An 18,029-nucleotide genomic window follows, 5' to 3' on the forward strand; every position below is an offset into this window, starting at 1 on the left:
AAAATTTTTTAAAAAATAAATTCCTATGTAAAAGTTTCTATTATATTATAACAGATAGAGTTATAGGTAACAAGGGGGGTATAATTTTGGGTGGTTTTATGTTATAATAGGTAATAATATTGAGAGGAGGACAAGCAATGGCTAAAAGTAAACGCCAGATAATTATAGCGTCAATCATCCTTTTATTTGCCTTGATTTTTGGTATTTCTATCGGCGCTATAACCTGGATTATACAGGACACTCCTGATATATCTAGTTACAAAGGCACTAATGAAGCCAGTATGATTTATAGTGCTGATGGGCAACTTTTGACTAAATTATATCGGCAAAATAGAACCAGCGTCCCCCTGGAACAGATTCCGGCCGACCTTAAAAATGCTATTATTGCTGTAGAAGATACTAATTTTTATGTTCACCATGGTGTTGATTTCTGGGGAATCATCAGGGCGGTTATTACCAATATCAGCAACCTAGGTTCACGACCACAAGGGGCTAGCACTATTACCCAGCAATTAGCAGGTAATGCCCTCTTAAATAGACAGAATGTATCTTATTACCGTAAGATTCAGGAGGCCTATCTAGCATTACAATTTGAAAGACATTATACCAAACCAGAAATACTTGAAATGTATTTAAATGAAATTTACCTAGGACATAGTGCCTATGGTGTTGAAATAGCTGCCCAGCAATATTTTAATAAACATGTCTGGGAATTAAATCTAAGTGAGTCAGCTTTAATTGCCGGCCTGCCAAAATCACCTAATTATTATTCTCCTTTTAATAATTTTGATGAGGCCATTAGGCGGCGCAATATAGTGCTTAATCGCATGCAGGAAGTAGGTTATATCACAGAGAAGAAAGCACAAGAGGCTAAACAATATGAAGTTAAGCTCCGCTCTAAGGAACTAAAACAAGAAGAACTGGCCCCTTATTTTATTCGTTATATCAGGGATCAATTGATTGATCGTTTTGGTGCTCAGTTAGTGTATGATGGAGGCCTAAAGGTCTATACTACTCTTGACCCTATCATGCAAAAGGCAGCCGAAGACGCTGTCACCAGTGCCCTTAAGGATAAATATATCCCCAGTGTTGAACGGGAAAACACTGCTGATAAACTACAACCGCAGATGGCTATAATTAGCATTGACCCCACTACTGGAGCAATCCGGGCTATGCTGGGAGGCAGAGGGAATGATCAATTTAACCGTGCAGTTCAGGCAGTACGCCAACCTGGTTCAGCCTTCAAACCCTTTGTTTACACTACAGCTATTAAAAATGGCTATACTACCTCCTATGTAGTCAATGATATGCCTATGTTAGCCAAAAGTGAAAAAGGGAAGTCTCTAAGAATCTGGCCGAATAATACTGCAAAGGAGTACAGGGGGTATGTTAGTTTGAGAACAGCCCTTAATCATTCTATTAATGTAGCAGCAGTCAAATTACTCCAGGAGGTTGGTGTTGATAATACAATTAATACTACTAAAGAAATGGGGATATCAACCTTTGAAACAGCAGATGGCAATAAAGAACATCTTTCACTGGCCCTAGGTGGATTAACCAGAGGTGTTACACCCCTAGAAATGGCCTCAGCCTATGGAATTTTTGCTAATCAGGGTATCTTGGTTGAACCAATTGCTGTTACCAAAGTCCTGGATAAAAATGACAATGTAATCTATGAAGCACATCCTCGCAAAAAAATTGTCCTCAAAGAAGATACTGCTTATATTATGACTAATATGCTTCAATCAGTAGTTAACAACGGAACAGGTTGGAGGGCAAGGATTAACAGACGGGCTGTTGCTGGTAAAACTGGTACAACAAATGGATATTCTGATGCCTGGTTTGTCGGTTTTACACCAGACCTGGTTACCAGTGTCTGGATCGGTGAGGATAATGTAACTCCTATGGAATATAATCAAAAGGATGAACAGGGAAACTACCTCTTCCCTGAAGGCAGTGGTGGGCGGATAGTATCTAGTTCAGAGGCAGTCAGGTTATGGGGTAATTATATGCGGGAAGCGGTTAAAGATATGCCTGTAAAAGACTTCAAGGTTCCAGCTAATATTACTAAAGCTGAGGTAGACCCAGTTACTGGCTTACTGCCTAATGAATATACCCCTAGGACTGTTCAGGAAATATTCAGAAAAGGAAATGTACCAACAGAGGTAGAATCACTCCATCAGGCAACTGAAAAGCTTAGCATTGATAAAGAGAGTGGTTTGCTGGCTACAGCCAACTGTCCGGAAGAAAATATAGTAGAATATGAATATTTTGTTGATAGCGGCTACCGGGTAGGACCTGCCACAATTCATTTCAAACAGAAAGCTGACAAGGATAAAGACCCTGAAGATGAGGAACTTATTGAAGGTGTTTATCATGTTGCTGCCGGGGAACCTGTTCAGAAAATTGACCCTGAAACAGGTGTTCCTGAGAGGGATGAAACCGGGCAGGTAATCTATGAAACAAAACCTACCCAGTATTGTGATCTACACGGAGAAACAGATAACTTTATAAATAGTATCTGGGATTTCTTTAACAGGTTTTAGACTAGCTAATTAATTTCTACAATTGTAACCCCACTCCCACCTTCTTCAGGCTTTCCCAACCTGAAGAAGGTAATATGGGGATTTTCTTTTAGCACCTCAGCAACAGCGTCTCTTAAGGCGCCTGTCCCTTTACCATGTATTACTTCTACCTGTTTTATGCCTGCCAGAAATACATCATCAAGGTATTTATCCAGGCGACCCTGGGCTGTATCATACCGTTCACCCCTAAGATCAAGTTTTGGTGAAACCTGCTGAGCCTTACTTACACGATATCTCTTAACCATTTCCTGTTTTTTATCATCAGGCATCTCGGCCTTGATAAGTTCATCAAGACCTGCCTTCAAAGTGATTATACCAGCCTGAATTGTTGCCTCTCCCTTGTCTTTATTAATATCTGTTACCTCTCCCTTACGTCCAACATTCTTTAGTCTTACCTGATCACCGATCTCTATCTCATCTGTAACCCTACTATTACTATCAATCCCCTTACTATCCTCAAATTTCTTATCAACTTCTTTAAATTTTTCGTTTAATTTGTTTCCCATTCTATCTATCTCTGAACGGGAATTAAGATCATTTTGCTTAAGTTCCTGTAGGATTTGTTTACTTTCACGCCGGGCAGTATCTATTATCCCAGCAGCATCTTCCCTGGCTTTTTTGATAATATCCTGTTTATTCTGCTGTAAATCCTTTAACAGTGCTTGATACTTCTCTTTTAACTCAGCAGCTTCTTTTTCTTTTCTGGCAGAGCTCTCCTTTAATTCACGATACCTTTTTCTTTCACTATTAAGACCAGCAATAATACTTTCTACTTCAATCTCTTCCCCGGAAAGCATGGTTCTGGCTTTTTCAATTATAGCAGATGGTATTCCTAATCGATGGGCAATAGTCAAGGCATTACTACCACCTGGTATCCCCATTAAAATACGGTATGTTGGTTTAAGAGTCTCAAGATCAAACTCTACTGAGGCATTCTCTACCCCTGTTTGTTCATAGGCATAAGTCTTTAATTGACTGTAATGAGTTGTTACTATTGTAACTGCACCTATACTCTTTAGTTTTTCCAGTATTGCTATCCCCAGGGCTGCTCCTTCTCTAGGGTCTGTACCAGCACCTAACTCATCCATCAAAACAAGGCTGTCCTGGTCTGCCTTTTCCAGAAAAGACCTTATCCTGGTAATATGAGAGGAGAAAGTACTTAAATTCTGCTCAATACTCTGTTCATCACCTATATCAGCAAAGACGTTTTTAAATATTGAAAGGGTAGTTCCCCTATCTGCCGGAATGTGAAGTCCAATTTGCATCATCAAAACAAAAAGTCCCACTGTCTTAAGGGCAACAGTCTTCCCTCCTGTATTGGGCCCGGTTATAACAAGGGTGTTAAATTTATTACTGCCCACTGCTATATCAATAGGTACAACCTCATCTTTCAAAAGGGGGTGTCTCCCCTGTTTAATATCGATCATACCTTCTTCATTAATTTCAGGAGCAATTCCTTTAAGCTGATTACTATAAGCAGCCCGGGCAAAAATAAGATCAAGCAGTGAGACTATCTTCAGGTTTTCTTTAATTATCAGCATATCCTGCTGTACCAACCCGCTGAGCTGCTGGAGTATCCGGTATACTTCCTCTTCCTCTTGCCGCTGTAAGCCTTTCAGTTTGTTATTTAACTTTAGGACAGCCATGGGCTCCATAAAAAGTGTCATGCCACTGGCTGACTGGTCATGGACAATACCAGCAAAACTATTACGGTATTCTTGTCGAACAGGAACTACATACCTGTCCCCTCTTCTGGTTACTAAATTATCCTGCAGCATTGACTGATATTTTTGATCTTTAATAATATTATCTAATTTATCCCGAATACGATTACCTATTATCCTTATCTCTGAACGTAGTGAGGCAAGCTTTTTACTGGCTCTGTCCTTTATTTCACCGTATTCATCAAGGGCATAGTCCAGTTCTTTTTTTAGTTCTGGCAGTGGGGTTAGTTTCTCACCCTGTTTTGTTACAGGGGCAAACCTCTGCTCAATCAAGCGGGGGTCTAGATTATTGATAAGGTCATTAAAATAAGCCTCCAAACGAGAATAAGCAGCAAGGGTATTTCTAACATTCATAAGCTCTTTAGCTGATAAGACAATACCCTTATCAACCTTCTTAAGTATCTCACGCAGGTCTCTAATTCCACCAAAGGGTGGATGACCATATTCATTTAATATTTCTTTAGCTGCAGTAACTTCCTGTAACCTCTTTTTAACATATCTTATATCTGAAACTGGAGTTAATTTCTCTACAATTTCTCCCCCGATTATAGTGGCTGTATGTTTTCTTACCTCTTCTTTAATTTTATTTAATTCAAGTATAGCAATAACACCTTTATCCAAAATTATTCCCCCTCAAATAGACAAGCAAATTAATTATTTCTTAAATCAAAAATTTATGGAGATGTTAAAAGACCATGATTTAAATCATGGTCTAAATATATTCTGCAAATTCTGCTGAAGAAAGGGTGTCATAGACAATAACCTAGTTGCTAGAAATGAATTCTGTACCTGCTGGCTAATTGATGTTACTGGAAGCTTATTCAAAAATAAGACAAGAAAATAAGCCAGCAGTCCACCCTTAAGCAGTCCTAACAAAGCACCAGCAGCATGATCGATCGGTTTTAGAAACAGAAAATCAATGACATTCTTAAAAACCATACCAAGCAAATGGACTAATACATTGACTGCTATAAATAATACTGCAAAACTAATAAATTGTAATAACTGGGGTGAAGTTTCCACATATGGTGCAATATATTTTTGAAAACCATTATAATAATTAACAGCAATCAGTAAGGCAAAAACAATACCAATTATCATGCTTGTTTGTTTGATAAACCCTTTATTAAATCCTCCTATGACAAAATATAGAAACAGAATTAATAGCACTATATCAATTATTGTTACCCCATATCCTAATCAACCTCCTCCAGGAGAGATTCCAGCTCTTGATAGTCTTTTTTGAGTTTATTATGTTTATCTGCCAGCTTTTTAAACTCCTTTTCCAGGGTCTTAATATCCTCTGATTTTTCTTCATACTTATCCTTTAACTTATAATATTCATCTGCAACATTCATAATTGCCAGATTGAGAATACGCTGACGTGATAGGCGGGGATAAGCCCTGGAGATATCCTGACCGATAATATTGATATGGTGTACCAGCTTTTTTACATACCTCTCAGATAATTGTCCAACTATCACCATATCTTCACCGAGCAGTTTTACATTGTATTTATCTTTATGCTTATCCTCCACAGCCATTTTTATTCATCCCCCAGAAAAATTTCTCTATATTTATTAAATTCACTATTTAGAAAGGAAATCCTGCCTGCTATTTTAATTTCCTCTAATTTCTGCGGAGAAGAAATTCCTTAAGAGTTTTAATATCTTATTAAAGAGTTCATTCACTTCTTCATCCCGTAATGTTCTATCCTCTGCCTGAAAAAGCAGCTTAAAAGCAAGGCTCTTAAGGCCTTCAGGGATTTGATCCCCTTCATAGAGATCAAATATCTCCACTTTCTTCAATATATCTCCAGCCTCCCGTTTAAGTAACCTTAGTATTTCACCTGAATTAATCTCGTTTTTTACAAGGATAGCCAGGTCACGTTCAACTGCAGGATATTTAGGTAATTTACTATATTTTTTATCCAGATTAACTGCCTTAATAACAGCTGTTAAATCAAGCTGAAAAAGAGCTGTCCTCTCTTTCAGATCAAGTTCAGTAATTATAGCAGGGAGAAGCTCGCCAAGATAACCAATCTCCCCACCGTCAAGCTCAATACTTGCTGTCCGTCCAGGGTGAAGAAAACTCTGCCTGGCTGGTTTAAAGAGAAAACTATCAATACCAAGTCTGCTAAAATAGCTCTCTAACACCCCTTTTAAGTAAAAGAAATCAGCTGCAGCTGACTGCCAGCTATCCTCTGGATAGCCCATACTCCCCCCAGCAAGTTTCAATTCCTGTTGAAAGGGTTCTTCCCCTACCTGTCTGAAAAACACATTGCCTATTTCAAAGACAGCCATCCTATCAATCTGTCTTTTAGCATTATTAGATAAAAGTTCAACTATACCCGGTAGTAGAGAAGTCCTCATTAAAGCATATGATTCATTTAAAGGGTTTTTAATCCTGACCCATTCCCTGAGCCTGCTATCTTCAGGGAGCCTGAACAACTCATAATCTTCTTTACCTTGAAGACTAAAATTGATAATCTCATCCAATCCAGCAGAAATCATTAGCTCCCTGCTGATATCCTCCAGAGACTGTTGAGAGGTCTTTCCACCCTGCTGTTTGCTTTCTGGAACAGTTACCGGGATATTATTATAGCCGTAGACACGAGCCAGTTCTTCAATAAGGTCTGCTTCCCGCTCTACATCATTACGATATGAAGGGACAGCTACCTTGACCAAACCCTCCTTTTCCCCCTTAATGAGAAAACCAAGTTTATTAAGCATCTGACTAATATCTTTGGCAGTTAAGGAAATACCTAATATATTATTTACATAATCAGTCTCAAGTACTATTTCTAACGGCTGGTAAGGTTCAGGATATATATCAATTATTCCACTTACTACTTCACCAGCAGCATACTCTTGCATTAGGTAAGCCGCCCTCCGGCCGGCTTCAACAACACCTTCAATATCAATACCGCGTTCAAAGCGGTGTGATGCCTCACTGGGAAGGCCCAGTTTTTTAGCAGTCTTTCTAATATTAACAGGATTAAAATAGGCTGATTCCAGAAATATTGTACTAGTATCCTCAGTTACCTCACTATTTGCTCCCCCCATAACCCCTGCCAGGCCAACTGCTTCTTTAGTATCAGCAATAACCAACATCTCCTCATTAAGCTGACGCTCCTGGTCATCAAGAGTTATTAATTTCTCCCCTGATCTGGCCCGACGAACAATAATTTTTTTCTCATTGATTGTATCAAAATCAAAGGCATGTAGTGGTTGATTGTACTCAAGGAGTACATAATTAGTAATATCTACTACATTATTAATCGGTCTAATTCCTGCTGCTTTGAGGTTTTGTTGCATCCATTCAGGTGAAGGCCCTATCTTAACATTCTTGATAATTTGGCCGGTATAGCGGGGGCATAATTCTTTATCCATGACCTCTATGCTGACATAATCCCTTATATCTTCCTTATTATCATTATTAATCTTAATCTCAGGTCTCTTCACTTTTACATCTTCCTGAAGTGATTTTAACTCCCTAGCAATGCCTAGCATACCCAGACAGCGGGCATAGTTTGGTGTTAAATCAAGATCAAAGACATAATCGTCCAGCCCTAAATATTTTACTAACTTTTCACCTGGTACAGCCTCTTCTCCCAGAATCATGATCCCTGATGCCCTTTCCTGACTTAAACCAAGTTCATCAGTAGAACAGAGCATTCCATTTGATGGTTCACCACGTAATTTGGTCTTTTTAATCTTCATACCATTTGGTAGTTCAACACCTGTTCTGGCAACAGGTACCCTGGCACCTTCAACAACATTCGGTGCCCCGGTAACTATCTGTAACAACTCATCACCTGTATTTAGCTGACAGATAACCAGTTTATCAGCATTAGGGTGTTCCTCTATTTTCTCAATCTCACCTATTATGATATCCTCAATCCCCTCACCTAGATATTCCATGGAATCCACTTCCAATCCAGCCATAGTAAGTACATAATCCAGTTCTTCCGGGGTATATGAGAGATCAATATATCTCTTTAACCAATTATAAGAAACCTTCATTAATAAACACCTTCCCTATCTTTAAAATTGATGCAGAAATCTTTTATCATTTTCATATAAAAGCCTGATATCTTCTATCCCATACTTTAGCATCGCAATCCTATCTAAACCCATCCCGAAGGCAAAACCACTATAAATAGAGGTATCAACACCAGCCATCTCTAGAACATTAGGGTGTACCATACCGGAACCCATTACTTCAAGCCAACCAGTCTGAGAACAAAGACGGCAACCCTCTCCACCACATATTACACAGGAAATATCAACCTCTGCACTGGGTTCAGTAAATGGAAAATAACTGGGGCGAAACCTTGTTTTGGTATCTTCTCCATAAATAGCCTTTACAAATAACTCTATTGTTCCCTTAAGGTCACTAAAAGCAATTCCCTTATCAACAAGCAGGCCTTCTAGTTGATGAAACACAGGAGAATGTGAAGCATCCAGCTCATCAGAGCGGTAAACACGCCCAGGGGCAATTATCCTGATTGGTGGTTGATTCTCTACCATAGTTCTAATCTGTACTGGTGATGTGTGTGTCCTTAAAAGGTAATTATCATTAATATAAAAGGTATCCTGCAAGTCACGGGCAGGATGGTGTTTAGGGACATTTAGAGCCTCAAAATTATTATATTCATTTTCTATTTCTGGTCCTTCAGCTATTGTATAGCCTAGACCTATAAATACCTCTCTAATTTTATTTGAAATATTTGTTAAAGGGTGTACATGTCCAATATTAGGCTCTTTACCAGGTAGGGTAACATCTATCTTTTCGTCAGCAAGCCTTTTTTGTTCTGCTAATTCTGTCAGTTCATCCTTTTTATCTTGTAAGAGCTTATTGAGCTTATTTTTAAGCTGGTTAGCTATCTTACCAACTACAGGCCTTTCCTCAGCTGGTATTTTACCCATTTGACGGAGGACATCGGTAATTTTTCCCTTCTTACCCAGAAAATCAATCCTTAACTCCTCTAATGTCTCTAAATCATTAACAGTACTGAAGATTTTTTTTCCTTCTTCTTCAATCTCTTTAAGTCTTTCCTGTAAATTCACCATAAAACACCTCCATAAATATATAAAAAATCTCTCATCCAAGGGACGAGAGATCGCGGTACCACCCTACTTTACCTCCACCTAAGTAAAGGTTACTTGTTTAATATAACGGAACAATAAATCCCGGTTAGACCTACTCAATTTCAGCCTACAGCTCCAGAGTGAACTTCATTACCACAACTTCAGACTGTTTACAGTCGATGACAGCCATTCCCTGTGAAGTCTATCAGGCAACTACTCTCTCTTTCATCACTTTTAAACTATATGAATTCCTGTTTGTTTGGGGTATATCTCATCATTAGATACATCTGTTTATAAACCAGATATGCATTAATAGAACCCGTTTCTTCAAAAAGCCTCCAGAAAAATGTTGCGGTCAAGCCCATTAGGACCACATCCTTCCAAGAGAGATATATTATGATTATATTTAAGATTATATCATACTCCCTTTATATTGACAAGGATTTAGACCTATTTTTTGAAAAAATTTCTGAAAATAACAAACATTTTATTCTATTTTTTCTTCCAGCGCTTTATACATTATAATACCAGCAGCGATAGCAGCATTTAAGGAATCTATATCACCTATAATGGGTATCTTAATAAGTCTATCAGCCATTTCCAATATCTCCCGGGAGACCCCATGGGCTTCATTACCAATAACCAACATACTCCTGGGATTATAGTTAATATTATAATAGTATTCTTTCCCACTTAAATCAGCAGCAATCAGATTATAAGTAGAGAGCTGTGAAACTAATAATTCTTTAAAGGCAGCCAGTTCTATATCTGTTATTATCGGGATATTAAAGACAGCACCCATAGTAGCCCTGAGCACTTTCAGATTATATATGTCAACACTACCTTTAAGTACTATGATCCCGGCAACCCCTGCTGCTACTGCAGTGCGAATTACAGTACCCATATTACCCGGATCCTGAAGTCTATCCAGCACAAGTATAATTCCTTTGTCAATAAAATCATTAATATGATAGACAGGTTCATCAACAACCCCTATAACCCCCTGAGGGGTAACTGTATCTGCTAATTCATTTAAAAGACCTTCTTCAACCAGAACTACCATATCCCTACCGACCAGATTAGTAATCTTTTGTCCTTCAGGGGAGTCATAAAAAGAAGGAGTTAAAAATATAGTCTCAAAATCAGCATTGCTATTTAAAGCCTCATTTATAATCCGGTATCCCTCAAGAATAAACTTGCCCTCTTTCTTTCTGTATTTACGTAGGTATAATTTCTGCAGGTATTTTATTCTGACATTCCCGGTACTACTTATTACTCCATTCATCATTAACACCCCCATATAAAAACCCCCGGAAGTAATTACCGGGGAATATATATTGGCCTGACTATACTTTATTGCTCCAACAAATATACTTGTTAATCTTTAAACTCGCTAAAGACCTAATTCCTCTTTAGCAACAGATACCAGTTCACTAAAGCTATTTTCATCACGAACAGCCATATCAGCTAACATTTTACGATCAATTTCAATATTAGCCTTTTTTAAACCATTGATAAACTTACTATATGAAAGACCATCTTTACGTGCCGCAGCATTGATTCGGGTTATCCATAGTTTCCTGAATTCCCTCTTTTTTGCCCGGCGGTCTCTATAGGCATAGTGAAGTGATTTCATAACAGCCTGATTGGCTGGTCTATATAATTTACTCTTAGCACCAAAATAACCCTTAGCCATCTTTAATACCTTTTTTCTTCTACGGCGGGCTTTAGTACCCCTCTTTACACGTGGCATATTCTATTTCCCCTTTCAACATTATTATTTATAAGGTAACAATTTTTTATATCTTTTTTCATAGGTTTTATCAATTAAAGTACTTTTCCTGAGATTTCTCTTTCTTTTACCAGTTTTTTTGGTTAATATATGACTATGAAAGGCCTTACTCCTCTTGAGTTTGCCTTTACTGGTCTTTTTAACCCGTTTAGCAATACCTTTATGGGTTTTAATCTTAGGCATAACATAATCCTCCTCTTATATTTTATTTATCCATATCAGGGGTCAAGAACATAAACATATTACGCCCTTCCATCCTAGGTTTACTCTCTACTTTACCCAGGTCTTCAGTCCCTTCTATTAATCTATCCATTAAACCATATCCTAATTCTTTATGGACAAGTTCCCGGCCGCGGAACTTAACCCTGACTTTAACCTTATCTTTATCCTTTAAAAATCTCCTGGCCATTTTAAGTTTTACATTAAAATCATGGTCTTCAATCTTTACACCCATCTGCACTTCCTTGATATTCATAACATTTTGGTTCTTTTTAGCTTTCTTGGCCTTTTTCGCCTGTTCATACTTATATTTACCATAATCCATCACTTTACATACAGGCGGTTTGGCCTGTGGGGCAACCTCAACCAGATCAAGTTCCTTTTCTTCTGCCATCCTTAAAGCATCATTTCTAGAAAGTATCCCGACCTGTTCTCCTTCCGAGGAAATCAATCTTACCTCTCTTGCCCTGATATTATCATTAATCCTTAAATCATTACTACCGATTTTTTATGCACCTCCTGATTTTTCAAACACATTTTAATTTTGACATAATAATCTTCAGCAAAAATCTGTGATTATTTCACAAGCTCAAAAGATTAGTGCCTATAATAAAAATAGCGGATGGAATACCACCCGCCTAAAAAACATAAGATACAGCTATAGAAAAGTAATCAAAACTCTTCTAATAAGCCTTTATCTATTAACCAGTGTCTTTTACTGGTGAGAAACGGGGGTTTCTACTTTATTATCTATCTTAGTATAACACAGTATATAATTAAAGTCAATTATAACATAATAAATGAGTTTCCCCATTTTTAAAAATAGCAAAAACTAACCTTTACTGTCATAGTGGTAAAGAAAGTTGTAAATTGTTTTGTGATCGCTGTTTTTGGTAATAACTTTTTAAAAACGAATTTATTCCAGTGTATGATTTCTCTAAAATAGCTTTAAAACCATCTGCTATTGCATAATAATCAAAATCCGGGAGATTAAATATTCTATCAGAAACCTTCTTTACAATTATCTTGAGTTCGGTCTGTTTTTTCTTGTTTGAAAATAGAGCTAAAAATCCTATTGCTATTGATAAAATTAAATCTAAATTTCTTATTCTTTTTAAAGATCTTACTCTAAAATTTTCAAAGTCAAACTTCTGTTTTTTGAATCTAAAATATTCTTCTATTCTCCATCTTTTAATATATGCTTTTAAAATGATAAGAGTAAGTTTTTTAGCCTTTGGCCTTAAATTTGTAATTAACATCATTGGATTATTTCCAAGGCCTCTAACGATTACAAGAGTTAACTTTTTATCTTTTAAAGCTGGTAATTTAATTGGAGCATAACTAAATTTTAATTTTCTTTTTTTGTTATCCTGGTTGGTATAGCAATAGACATATTTACCTTTGTATAGATCAGCTATTTTCTTAATATTTATGCTTCTGCCTTTATAAATAAGATTGCGGTTACTTTTAGCCCTAATTACAAAATCTTTATTGCTATCAGTAAAATATTTATAATAAAGATTGGCATCATAGCCTCTATCAAGGGCATAAATACCTTTTTTTCCAAAATGCTTTTCAATAAAATTAAGACCTTTTAATGCTTCAATATTTCTACTTTTAAAACCAGATTCTAAACTTGAGTAGATATGAGAGTATACTTCTATAGGCAGTTCTTTATTATCAGTTAGAGCAGCTATTTCAAAAGTATCATAACCTTTTTCAGTTTCACCTTTGCTACCATCTCTAACTCTATCAAGAGCCTCCAGTTCTTTACTGTAGGGTTTTACTATATCTGATTTGTCACAGCAGAAAACAGTATTATCATCAATATGTGGTTTAATCTTATTTAGATAATCAGTAATTAGTTCTTCTTGTTGATTAAAATTTTCAAGGTTTCTGGATAAACGTTCAACAGTTTTTTTGAAAAGGATATCTTCTTTAAGAGAACGAGCAATATTACTTAAAAGTACTGATTGACCTTTTAGTAAACCATAAATCATTTGAGTAATAAATTTAGTTTTAGGTTTTGATAGGTTTTTAGAAATACTTTTAGAAAAATTGCTTACTTTTCGTTTCAATTGGTAAATAAATTTGGTATAATTACTCATAGGTGGAACAACTCCTTTTGGTTTTTGTGTCCAAACAAATTATACCAAATTCAGGAGCTTGTTTCACCTTTTTTGCGTAATCTGTGGATAACTATTTTTAAACCATTCTCAACATGAATTATCCACAATTTTGCCTGTTGATAACTTTTTCTTTATATACACTCAAAAAATGGGGAAACTCCTGTAACATAATTAATTTTTTTACAAATTTTATTTATTCTGTCAAAAGTATATAGTCATGGACATTCTCATATACTTCCCTGGGGATCTCAATATATAGATTGAAATCATCAGTCTTAATCGGTAATAAGGTTTTTAACTTTCCTTTTTCTTCTATTTTAATCGCTCTGATAGACTGATTTTTAAATGATTCGCGAAACAATTTACTCTTTTCACTGATAATAAAACTTGTAGTAATAACTTTATTATATATAAGGGAATATAAGGCAACAAAAAAAGCCTTACTAATATCAGCATTTATTTCCTTAAGTAATGGTATAAATTCAATATGAAAATCACGTTGATTAATTGCCTTCCTTATTTCTGTAGATTTCCCTTTAATATTGACAAAAGATTTTTTAAGCTGTTTCATTATCTCTTTATCATAGGTATTTACAAAACTCAATCTACCTTTCCCATAGGAGTAAGATTTTATTTTAACCTTTAAGATGGCCAGTTCATTATTATTTATTATCTGCCCTATGTAGATAACTCCTGGTTCTGGCAGTTTTTGTTTTAATTGATAATTATATTTATCCTCTGGGAGTGAAGGTATTACTTTTTCACTACCACCTACAGCAGCACATTCAAACAACTGCTCAGAATATTCAAAGGGATAAAATTTTACTAGATAGTCTTTGATTCTCTTTCTACCTTCTAAAGCCAATTCTAAGTAATTTTTAAGCCTTGCTTTACTAACATTACCATCTGGATGTAATAATTTTATATACCCTGCTACCGTTTTTTTAACAGATCTACTATCTCTGGTATCCAAATTTTTATCAAGTTGAAAATAATCCTCAACAATTTCTGTATAATCCTCATCCCTTAGTCTATTAAACGCAGCAAATAAATAATTATCTAGTAAACCATTTTTTCCGGTCAGGCAATCAGTTAATAGTTTATTGATTTCCCACCCCGGTAGATAAAAATTCAAACGATCAATCAAAGCCATATCCCGTAATAATTCCGGTAAGGGAGTAAAAACATTTTTATTCAATAAAAGTTTTATATCTTCATTTATATTTCCCAGCAAGACAATAGAACTATCAGCATATATATCATGACTTCCTCTACTAAATGAACCTGATTCCATATAATCTTTCATAATCTGCACAGCAGTACTATCTTTAAAATTAACATGGGCTACTTCATCAAAGGCAATGACATTTTTTCTACCAACTAAGCCAATCTGTCTAGTACCCAGATTATAAAACATATTGGCAATAGTAGTTTTACCCCCAGAAACAAGAATAGAATCGTCTGTCATTTGTCGGTAAAGATATGATTTCCCTGTTCCCCTATAACCAAGTTCAATCAAATTATAATTTTTTTCCACAAAAGGAATCAAACGTGCCAACAAAAGATAAGATTGTCTTTGAGTTAACTGGTCTATTTCAAGTCCAATACTCCGAAATAACAAATCAAGCCAGTGTTCAGTATCCAGGCTGGCAACCCGTTTAACATAGTCTTTAAAATCAAATGAATTACCCTGCAGTAAAATTAATTCCTCTAAAGCAAATTCAATATCAGGACTAGCTACATCATTGAGATATTTTATTTTAATTTCACACCACTGTTCTTTTTCTAATAAACAGGGGTTTTCCCTTATTAATTCTTTCTCAACTAACACCCTGTTAATACCTAAATTTAAACAATCAGCTAAATATTTTTTATTACTTTGAAAATACTTTACCTTTAATTTATCTATGATGCTGCAGGTTCCCTCACCCCTGATCTTTGACAGTAAACTTGCACTTTTCTTAGGGTCTACTAATTTACCACTAATCATTTCGCTAAACAAGTCAGGGTCTGTCGGAGGTTTTTCAGAGCGATGGATAATATTCTCGATAACATAATGAGGAATATTATGATTATTTCTCAGTTTATTAATATATTCCTTTTTGATTAATTTATCAGAGAATACTTCATCCCCTTTTTTTTCAACTGTAGGCATATATTATCACCATCTGTCAACATTATATAGATCAAAAATTATCTAACTAGGACTATTATATCAGATTTTATTATATTTTTTCAATAATTTATTTCATAATTATCCATTTCTCGACACATATCTATATCACTTATATTTTTCAACAACTATCTTAATTTTTAATGGGTACAGATATGTGCCTATTTTATTATTCACTTTCAATTCCTTATTTTTTCTCTACTATTTCCTGTTTGATCCTTTTTTGAAACTCATTTATTCCCATAACACCTATATCACCTTCGCGCCGTTCCCGGACAGAAACCGTCTTATCCTCCTCTTCATTACTCCCAACAATTAACATATAGGGAATTTGTTGTACTTGAGCTTGACGAATCTTATAGCCAAGTTTTTCATTACTATCATCGATCTCTACCCTGATTTTTTCTTCTTCCAGGTTTTTTTTCAATGTTTTAGCATAGCTTAGCTGATCATCAGAGACAGGGATAATGGCAACCTGTACAGGAGACAACCAGACTGGAAAGGCGCCTGCATAATGCTCAATCAGAATACCCATAAACCTCTCCAGACTACCATAAATTACCCGGTGAAGCATTACTGGACGGTGGTCATCACCATCTCTACCGACATATGTCAAATCAAACCGTTCCGGCATCTGAAAGTCAAGTTGGATTGTACCACACTGCCAGGTTCTTCCTAGTGAGTCCTCTAGATGAAAATCAATCTTTGGACCGTAAAATGCCCCATCACCTTCATTTATCTCATAATCAAGATTGTTCTCTTCAATGGTGTTTTTTAAGGCCTCTGTAGCCCTATCCCATAACTCATCAGAACCCATGGCTTTTTCAGGTTTAGTACTCAGTTCAATACAATAATCAAAACCAAAAGCACTGTAAATAGTATTAACCAGCTTTATAACACCAGTTATCTCATCTTCTATTTGTGAAGGCAGACAGTATATATGGGCATCATCCTGGGTAAAATTACGCACCCGCATTAACCCATGTAAGGTGCCAGACAACTCATGGCGGTGAACCAGGCCTAATTCAGCCATTCTAATAGGAAGGTCACGATAACTATGCATTTTATCTTTATAAACTAGAATACCACCTGGGCAGTTCATCGGTTTAATGGCATGGGCCTCCTGGTCTATCTCTGTATAATACATATTATCTTTATAGTGATCCCAGTGGCCAGATCTTCTCCAGAGTGATTGATTCAAAATAATCGGTGTCTTAATCTCCTGATAACCAGCTTTACGGTGCTCATCCCTCCAAAAATTAGTCAGCTGATTCCTTAAAACCATGCCTTTGGGATGGAAGAATGGGAAACCCTTTCCTTCATCATGCATACTAAATAAATCAAGTTCCCGGCCTAATTTCCGGTGATCTCTTTTTTAGCCTCTTCCAGACGTTCTAGGTATTCTTCAAGTTCTGACTTTTTGCGGAAGGATGTACCATAAATCCTCTGTAACATCTTATTATTTTCATCACCGCGCCAGTAAGCACCTGCAATGTTTAACAGTTTATAGGCCTTTACCTTCCCGGTAGAAAAAAGGTGTGGTCCACGGCAGAGATCAGTAAACTCCCCCTGATGATAAAGACTTACATATTCATCATCAAAACTATTGATTAATTCCACCTTATAGTTTTCACCTTTTTCTTTCATTAATTTGACAGCATCTTCTTTTTTGATTAGCTCCCTTTCAATTGGTAAGTCTTCCTTAATTATTTTTTTCATCTCAGTCTCGATCTCTTTAAGGTCTTCAGGTGAAAACCTCTCCTTCTGGTCAAAATCATAATAAAAACCATCTTCAATAGTTGGCCCAATCGCCAGTTTTACATCACCATAAATACGTTTAACTGCCTGGGCCATAATATGGGCAGTAGTATGCCTCATTATATCCAGACCTTTTTCTGAATCAGCTGTCACAATAGACAGTTGAACATCATCTTCAATACTTGTCCTCAAATCTACCAGTTCACCATCAATCTCCCCAGCTACTGCGGCCCTTCCCAGACCAGTACCAATGCTAAAAGCCACCTCACTAACAGTTACACCAGCTTCAAAACCCAGCTGTGATCCATCTGGTAAAGTAATACTAATCTCTGACATATATATCCCCTCCATTTTATAATCCTTAATTAAATATGCAAAAAGGCCTTATCCTCCTCTATTCTAGAGACGGATAAGGCCGCGGTTCCACCCTAATTAATCTTAAACAAGCATTTGTTTGCTGTTTAAAATTCACTTAACTAGATAACGGTATATGAACCGGATAGAAATACTTCAAGTTCATTCTATCAACTCCAGGGTGGTCTTCAGATATAAACAT

The 18,029-nt window shown here is 36.3% G+C and carries 13 protein-coding genes, 1 pseudogene and 2 other annotated features (1 of these 16 only partly in view); of the genes and pseudogenes, 1 reads left to right on the plus strand and 13 read right to left on the minus strand.

What is annotated here, in order from left to right:
- Positions 1-137: 137 nt before the first annotated feature.
- Positions 138-2,546 (plus strand): penicillin-binding protein 1A, encoded by a 2,409-nt coding sequence (locus GM661_RS11640; RefSeq protein WP_230866987.1) that lies wholly within the window; start codon positions 138-140, stop codon positions 2,544-2,546.
- 5 nt (positions 2,547-2,551) lie between these two features.
- On the opposite strand, the gene GM661_RS11645 is transcribed toward GM661_RS11640, so the two are convergent.
- The 13 genes and pseudogenes from GM661_RS11645 to thrS all read right to left on the minus strand — a co-directional run bounded on the left by GM661_RS11645 (position 2,552) and on the right by thrS (position 17,809).
- Positions 2,552-4,930, minus strand: coding sequence for an endonuclease MutS2 (locus GM661_RS11645; RefSeq protein WP_230866988.1), 2,379 nt, complete (start codon positions 4,928-4,930; stop codon positions 2,552-2,554).
- Positions 4,931-5,014: 84 nt separating this feature from the next.
- Complete coding sequence (locus tag GM661_RS11650) at positions 5,015-5,479, minus strand: CvpA family protein (RefSeq protein ID WP_230866989.1); 465 nt, start codon at positions 5,477-5,479, stop codon at positions 5,015-5,017.
- A gap of 26 nt (positions 5,480-5,505) precedes the next feature.
- Positions 5,506-5,853: a cell division protein ZapA gene (locus GM661_RS11655; protein ID WP_230866990.1), complete on the minus strand. Its 348-nt coding sequence runs from the start codon at positions 5,851-5,853 to the stop codon at positions 5,506-5,508.
- Between the two features lie 75 nt (positions 5,854-5,928).
- Complete coding sequence (gene pheT, locus GM661_RS11660; protein ID WP_230866991.1) at positions 5,929-8,334, minus strand: phenylalanine--tRNA ligase subunit beta; 2,406 nt, start codon at positions 8,332-8,334, stop codon at positions 5,929-5,931.
- A 21-nt stretch (positions 8,335-8,355) separates the two neighbouring features.
- Positions 8,356-9,384 carry a phenylalanine--tRNA ligase subunit alpha gene (pheS, locus tag GM661_RS11665; protein WP_164522276.1) on the minus strand — a complete coding sequence of 343 codons (1,029 nt, stop codon included), beginning with the start codon at positions 9,382-9,384 and terminating at the stop codon, positions 8,356-8,358.
- Positions 9,385-9,419: 35 nt separating this feature from the next.
- Positions 9,420-9,640, minus strand: a binding site (T-box leader).
- A gap of 1 nt (position 9,641) precedes the next feature.
- Positions 9,642-9,767: a YqzL family protein gene (locus GM661_RS11670; protein WP_125990785.1), complete on the minus strand. Its 126-nt coding sequence runs from the start codon at positions 9,765-9,767 to the stop codon at positions 9,642-9,644.
- Positions 9,768-9,889: 122 nt separating this feature from the next.
- Positions 9,890-10,687 carry a TrmH family RNA methyltransferase gene (locus GM661_RS11675; protein WP_230866992.1) on the minus strand — a complete coding sequence of 266 codons (798 nt, stop codon included), beginning with the start codon at positions 10,685-10,687 and terminating at the stop codon, positions 9,890-9,892.
- A 108-nt stretch (positions 10,688-10,795) separates the two neighbouring features.
- A complete protein-coding gene (rplT, locus tag GM661_RS11680; protein WP_230866993.1) occupies positions 10,796-11,155 on the minus strand; it encodes a 50S ribosomal protein L20 in 360 nt (119 codons plus the stop codon).
- A 24-nt stretch (positions 11,156-11,179) separates the two neighbouring features.
- Positions 11,180-11,377 carry a 50S ribosomal protein L35 gene (gene rpmI / locus GM661_RS11685; RefSeq protein ID WP_125990788.1) on the minus strand — a complete coding sequence of 66 codons (198 nt, stop codon included), beginning with the start codon at positions 11,375-11,377 and terminating at the stop codon, positions 11,180-11,182.
- 22 nt (positions 11,378-11,399) lie between these two features.
- Positions 11,400-11,918: a translation initiation factor IF-3 gene (infC, locus tag GM661_RS11690; RefSeq protein WP_125990789.1), complete on the minus strand. Its 519-nt coding sequence runs from the start codon at positions 11,916-11,918 to the stop codon at positions 11,400-11,402.
- A 340-nt stretch (positions 11,919-12,258) separates the two neighbouring features.
- Positions 12,259-13,521, minus strand: coding sequence for a transposase (locus GM661_RS11695; RefSeq protein ID WP_230866994.1), 1,263 nt, complete (start codon positions 13,519-13,521; stop codon positions 12,259-12,261).
- Between the two features lie 214 nt (positions 13,522-13,735).
- Positions 13,736-15,697, minus strand: coding sequence for a BREX system Lon protease-like protein BrxL (gene brxL, locus GM661_RS11700; protein WP_230866995.1), 1,962 nt, complete (start codon positions 15,695-15,697; stop codon positions 13,736-13,738).
- A 205-nt stretch (positions 15,698-15,902) separates the two neighbouring features.
- A pseudogene (gene thrS / locus GM661_RS19205) lies at positions 15,903-17,809 on the minus strand (threonine--tRNA ligase).
- Between the two features lie 62 nt (positions 17,810-17,871).
- Positions 17,872-18,029 (minus strand) — a binding site (T-box leader) (it continues 74 nt past the right edge of the window).

Source organism: Iocasia fonsfrigidae (assembly GCF_017751145.1).
Classification (GTDB): domain Bacteria; phylum Bacillota; class Halanaerobiia; order Halanaerobiales; family DTU029; genus Iocasia; species Iocasia fonsfrigidae.

Excerpts from the sequence above, each read along its gene's own strand:
- GM661_RS11640 (WP_230866987.1), top strand. The coding sequence starts at position 138 with ATGGCTAAAAGTAAACGCCAGATAATTATAGCGTCAATCATCCTTTTA.
- GM661_RS11655 (WP_230866990.1), bottom strand. The coding sequence starts at position 5,853 with ATGGCTGTGGAGGATAAGCATAAAGATAAATACAATGTAAAACTGCTC.
- pheT (WP_230866991.1), bottom strand. The coding sequence starts at position 8,334 with ATGAAGGTTTCTTATAATTGGTTAAAGAGATATATTGATCTCTCATAT.
- pheS (WP_164522276.1), bottom strand. The coding sequence starts at position 9,384 with ATGGTGAATTTACAGGAAAGACTTAAAGAGATTGAAGAAGAAGGAAAA.
- GM661_RS11670 (WP_125990785.1), bottom strand. The coding sequence starts at position 9,767 with ATGGGCTTGACCGCAACATTTTTCTGGAGGCTTTTTGAAGAAACGGGT.
- GM661_RS11675 (WP_230866992.1), bottom strand. The coding sequence starts at position 10,687 with ATGAATGGAGTAATAAGTAGTACCGGGAATGTCAGAATAAAATACCTG.
- rplT (WP_230866993.1), bottom strand. The coding sequence starts at position 11,155 with ATGCCACGTGTAAAGAGGGGTACTAAAGCCCGCCGTAGAAGAAAAAAG.
- rpmI (WP_125990788.1), bottom strand. The coding sequence starts at position 11,377 with ATGCCTAAGATTAAAACCCATAAAGGTATTGCTAAACGGGTTAAAAAG.
- GM661_RS11695 (WP_230866994.1), bottom strand. The coding sequence starts at position 13,521 with ATGAGTAATTATACCAAATTTATTTACCAATTGAAACGAAAAGTAAGC.
- brxL (WP_230866995.1), bottom strand. The coding sequence starts at position 15,697 with ATGCCTACAGTTGAAAAAAAAGGGGATGAAGTATTCTCTGATAAATTA.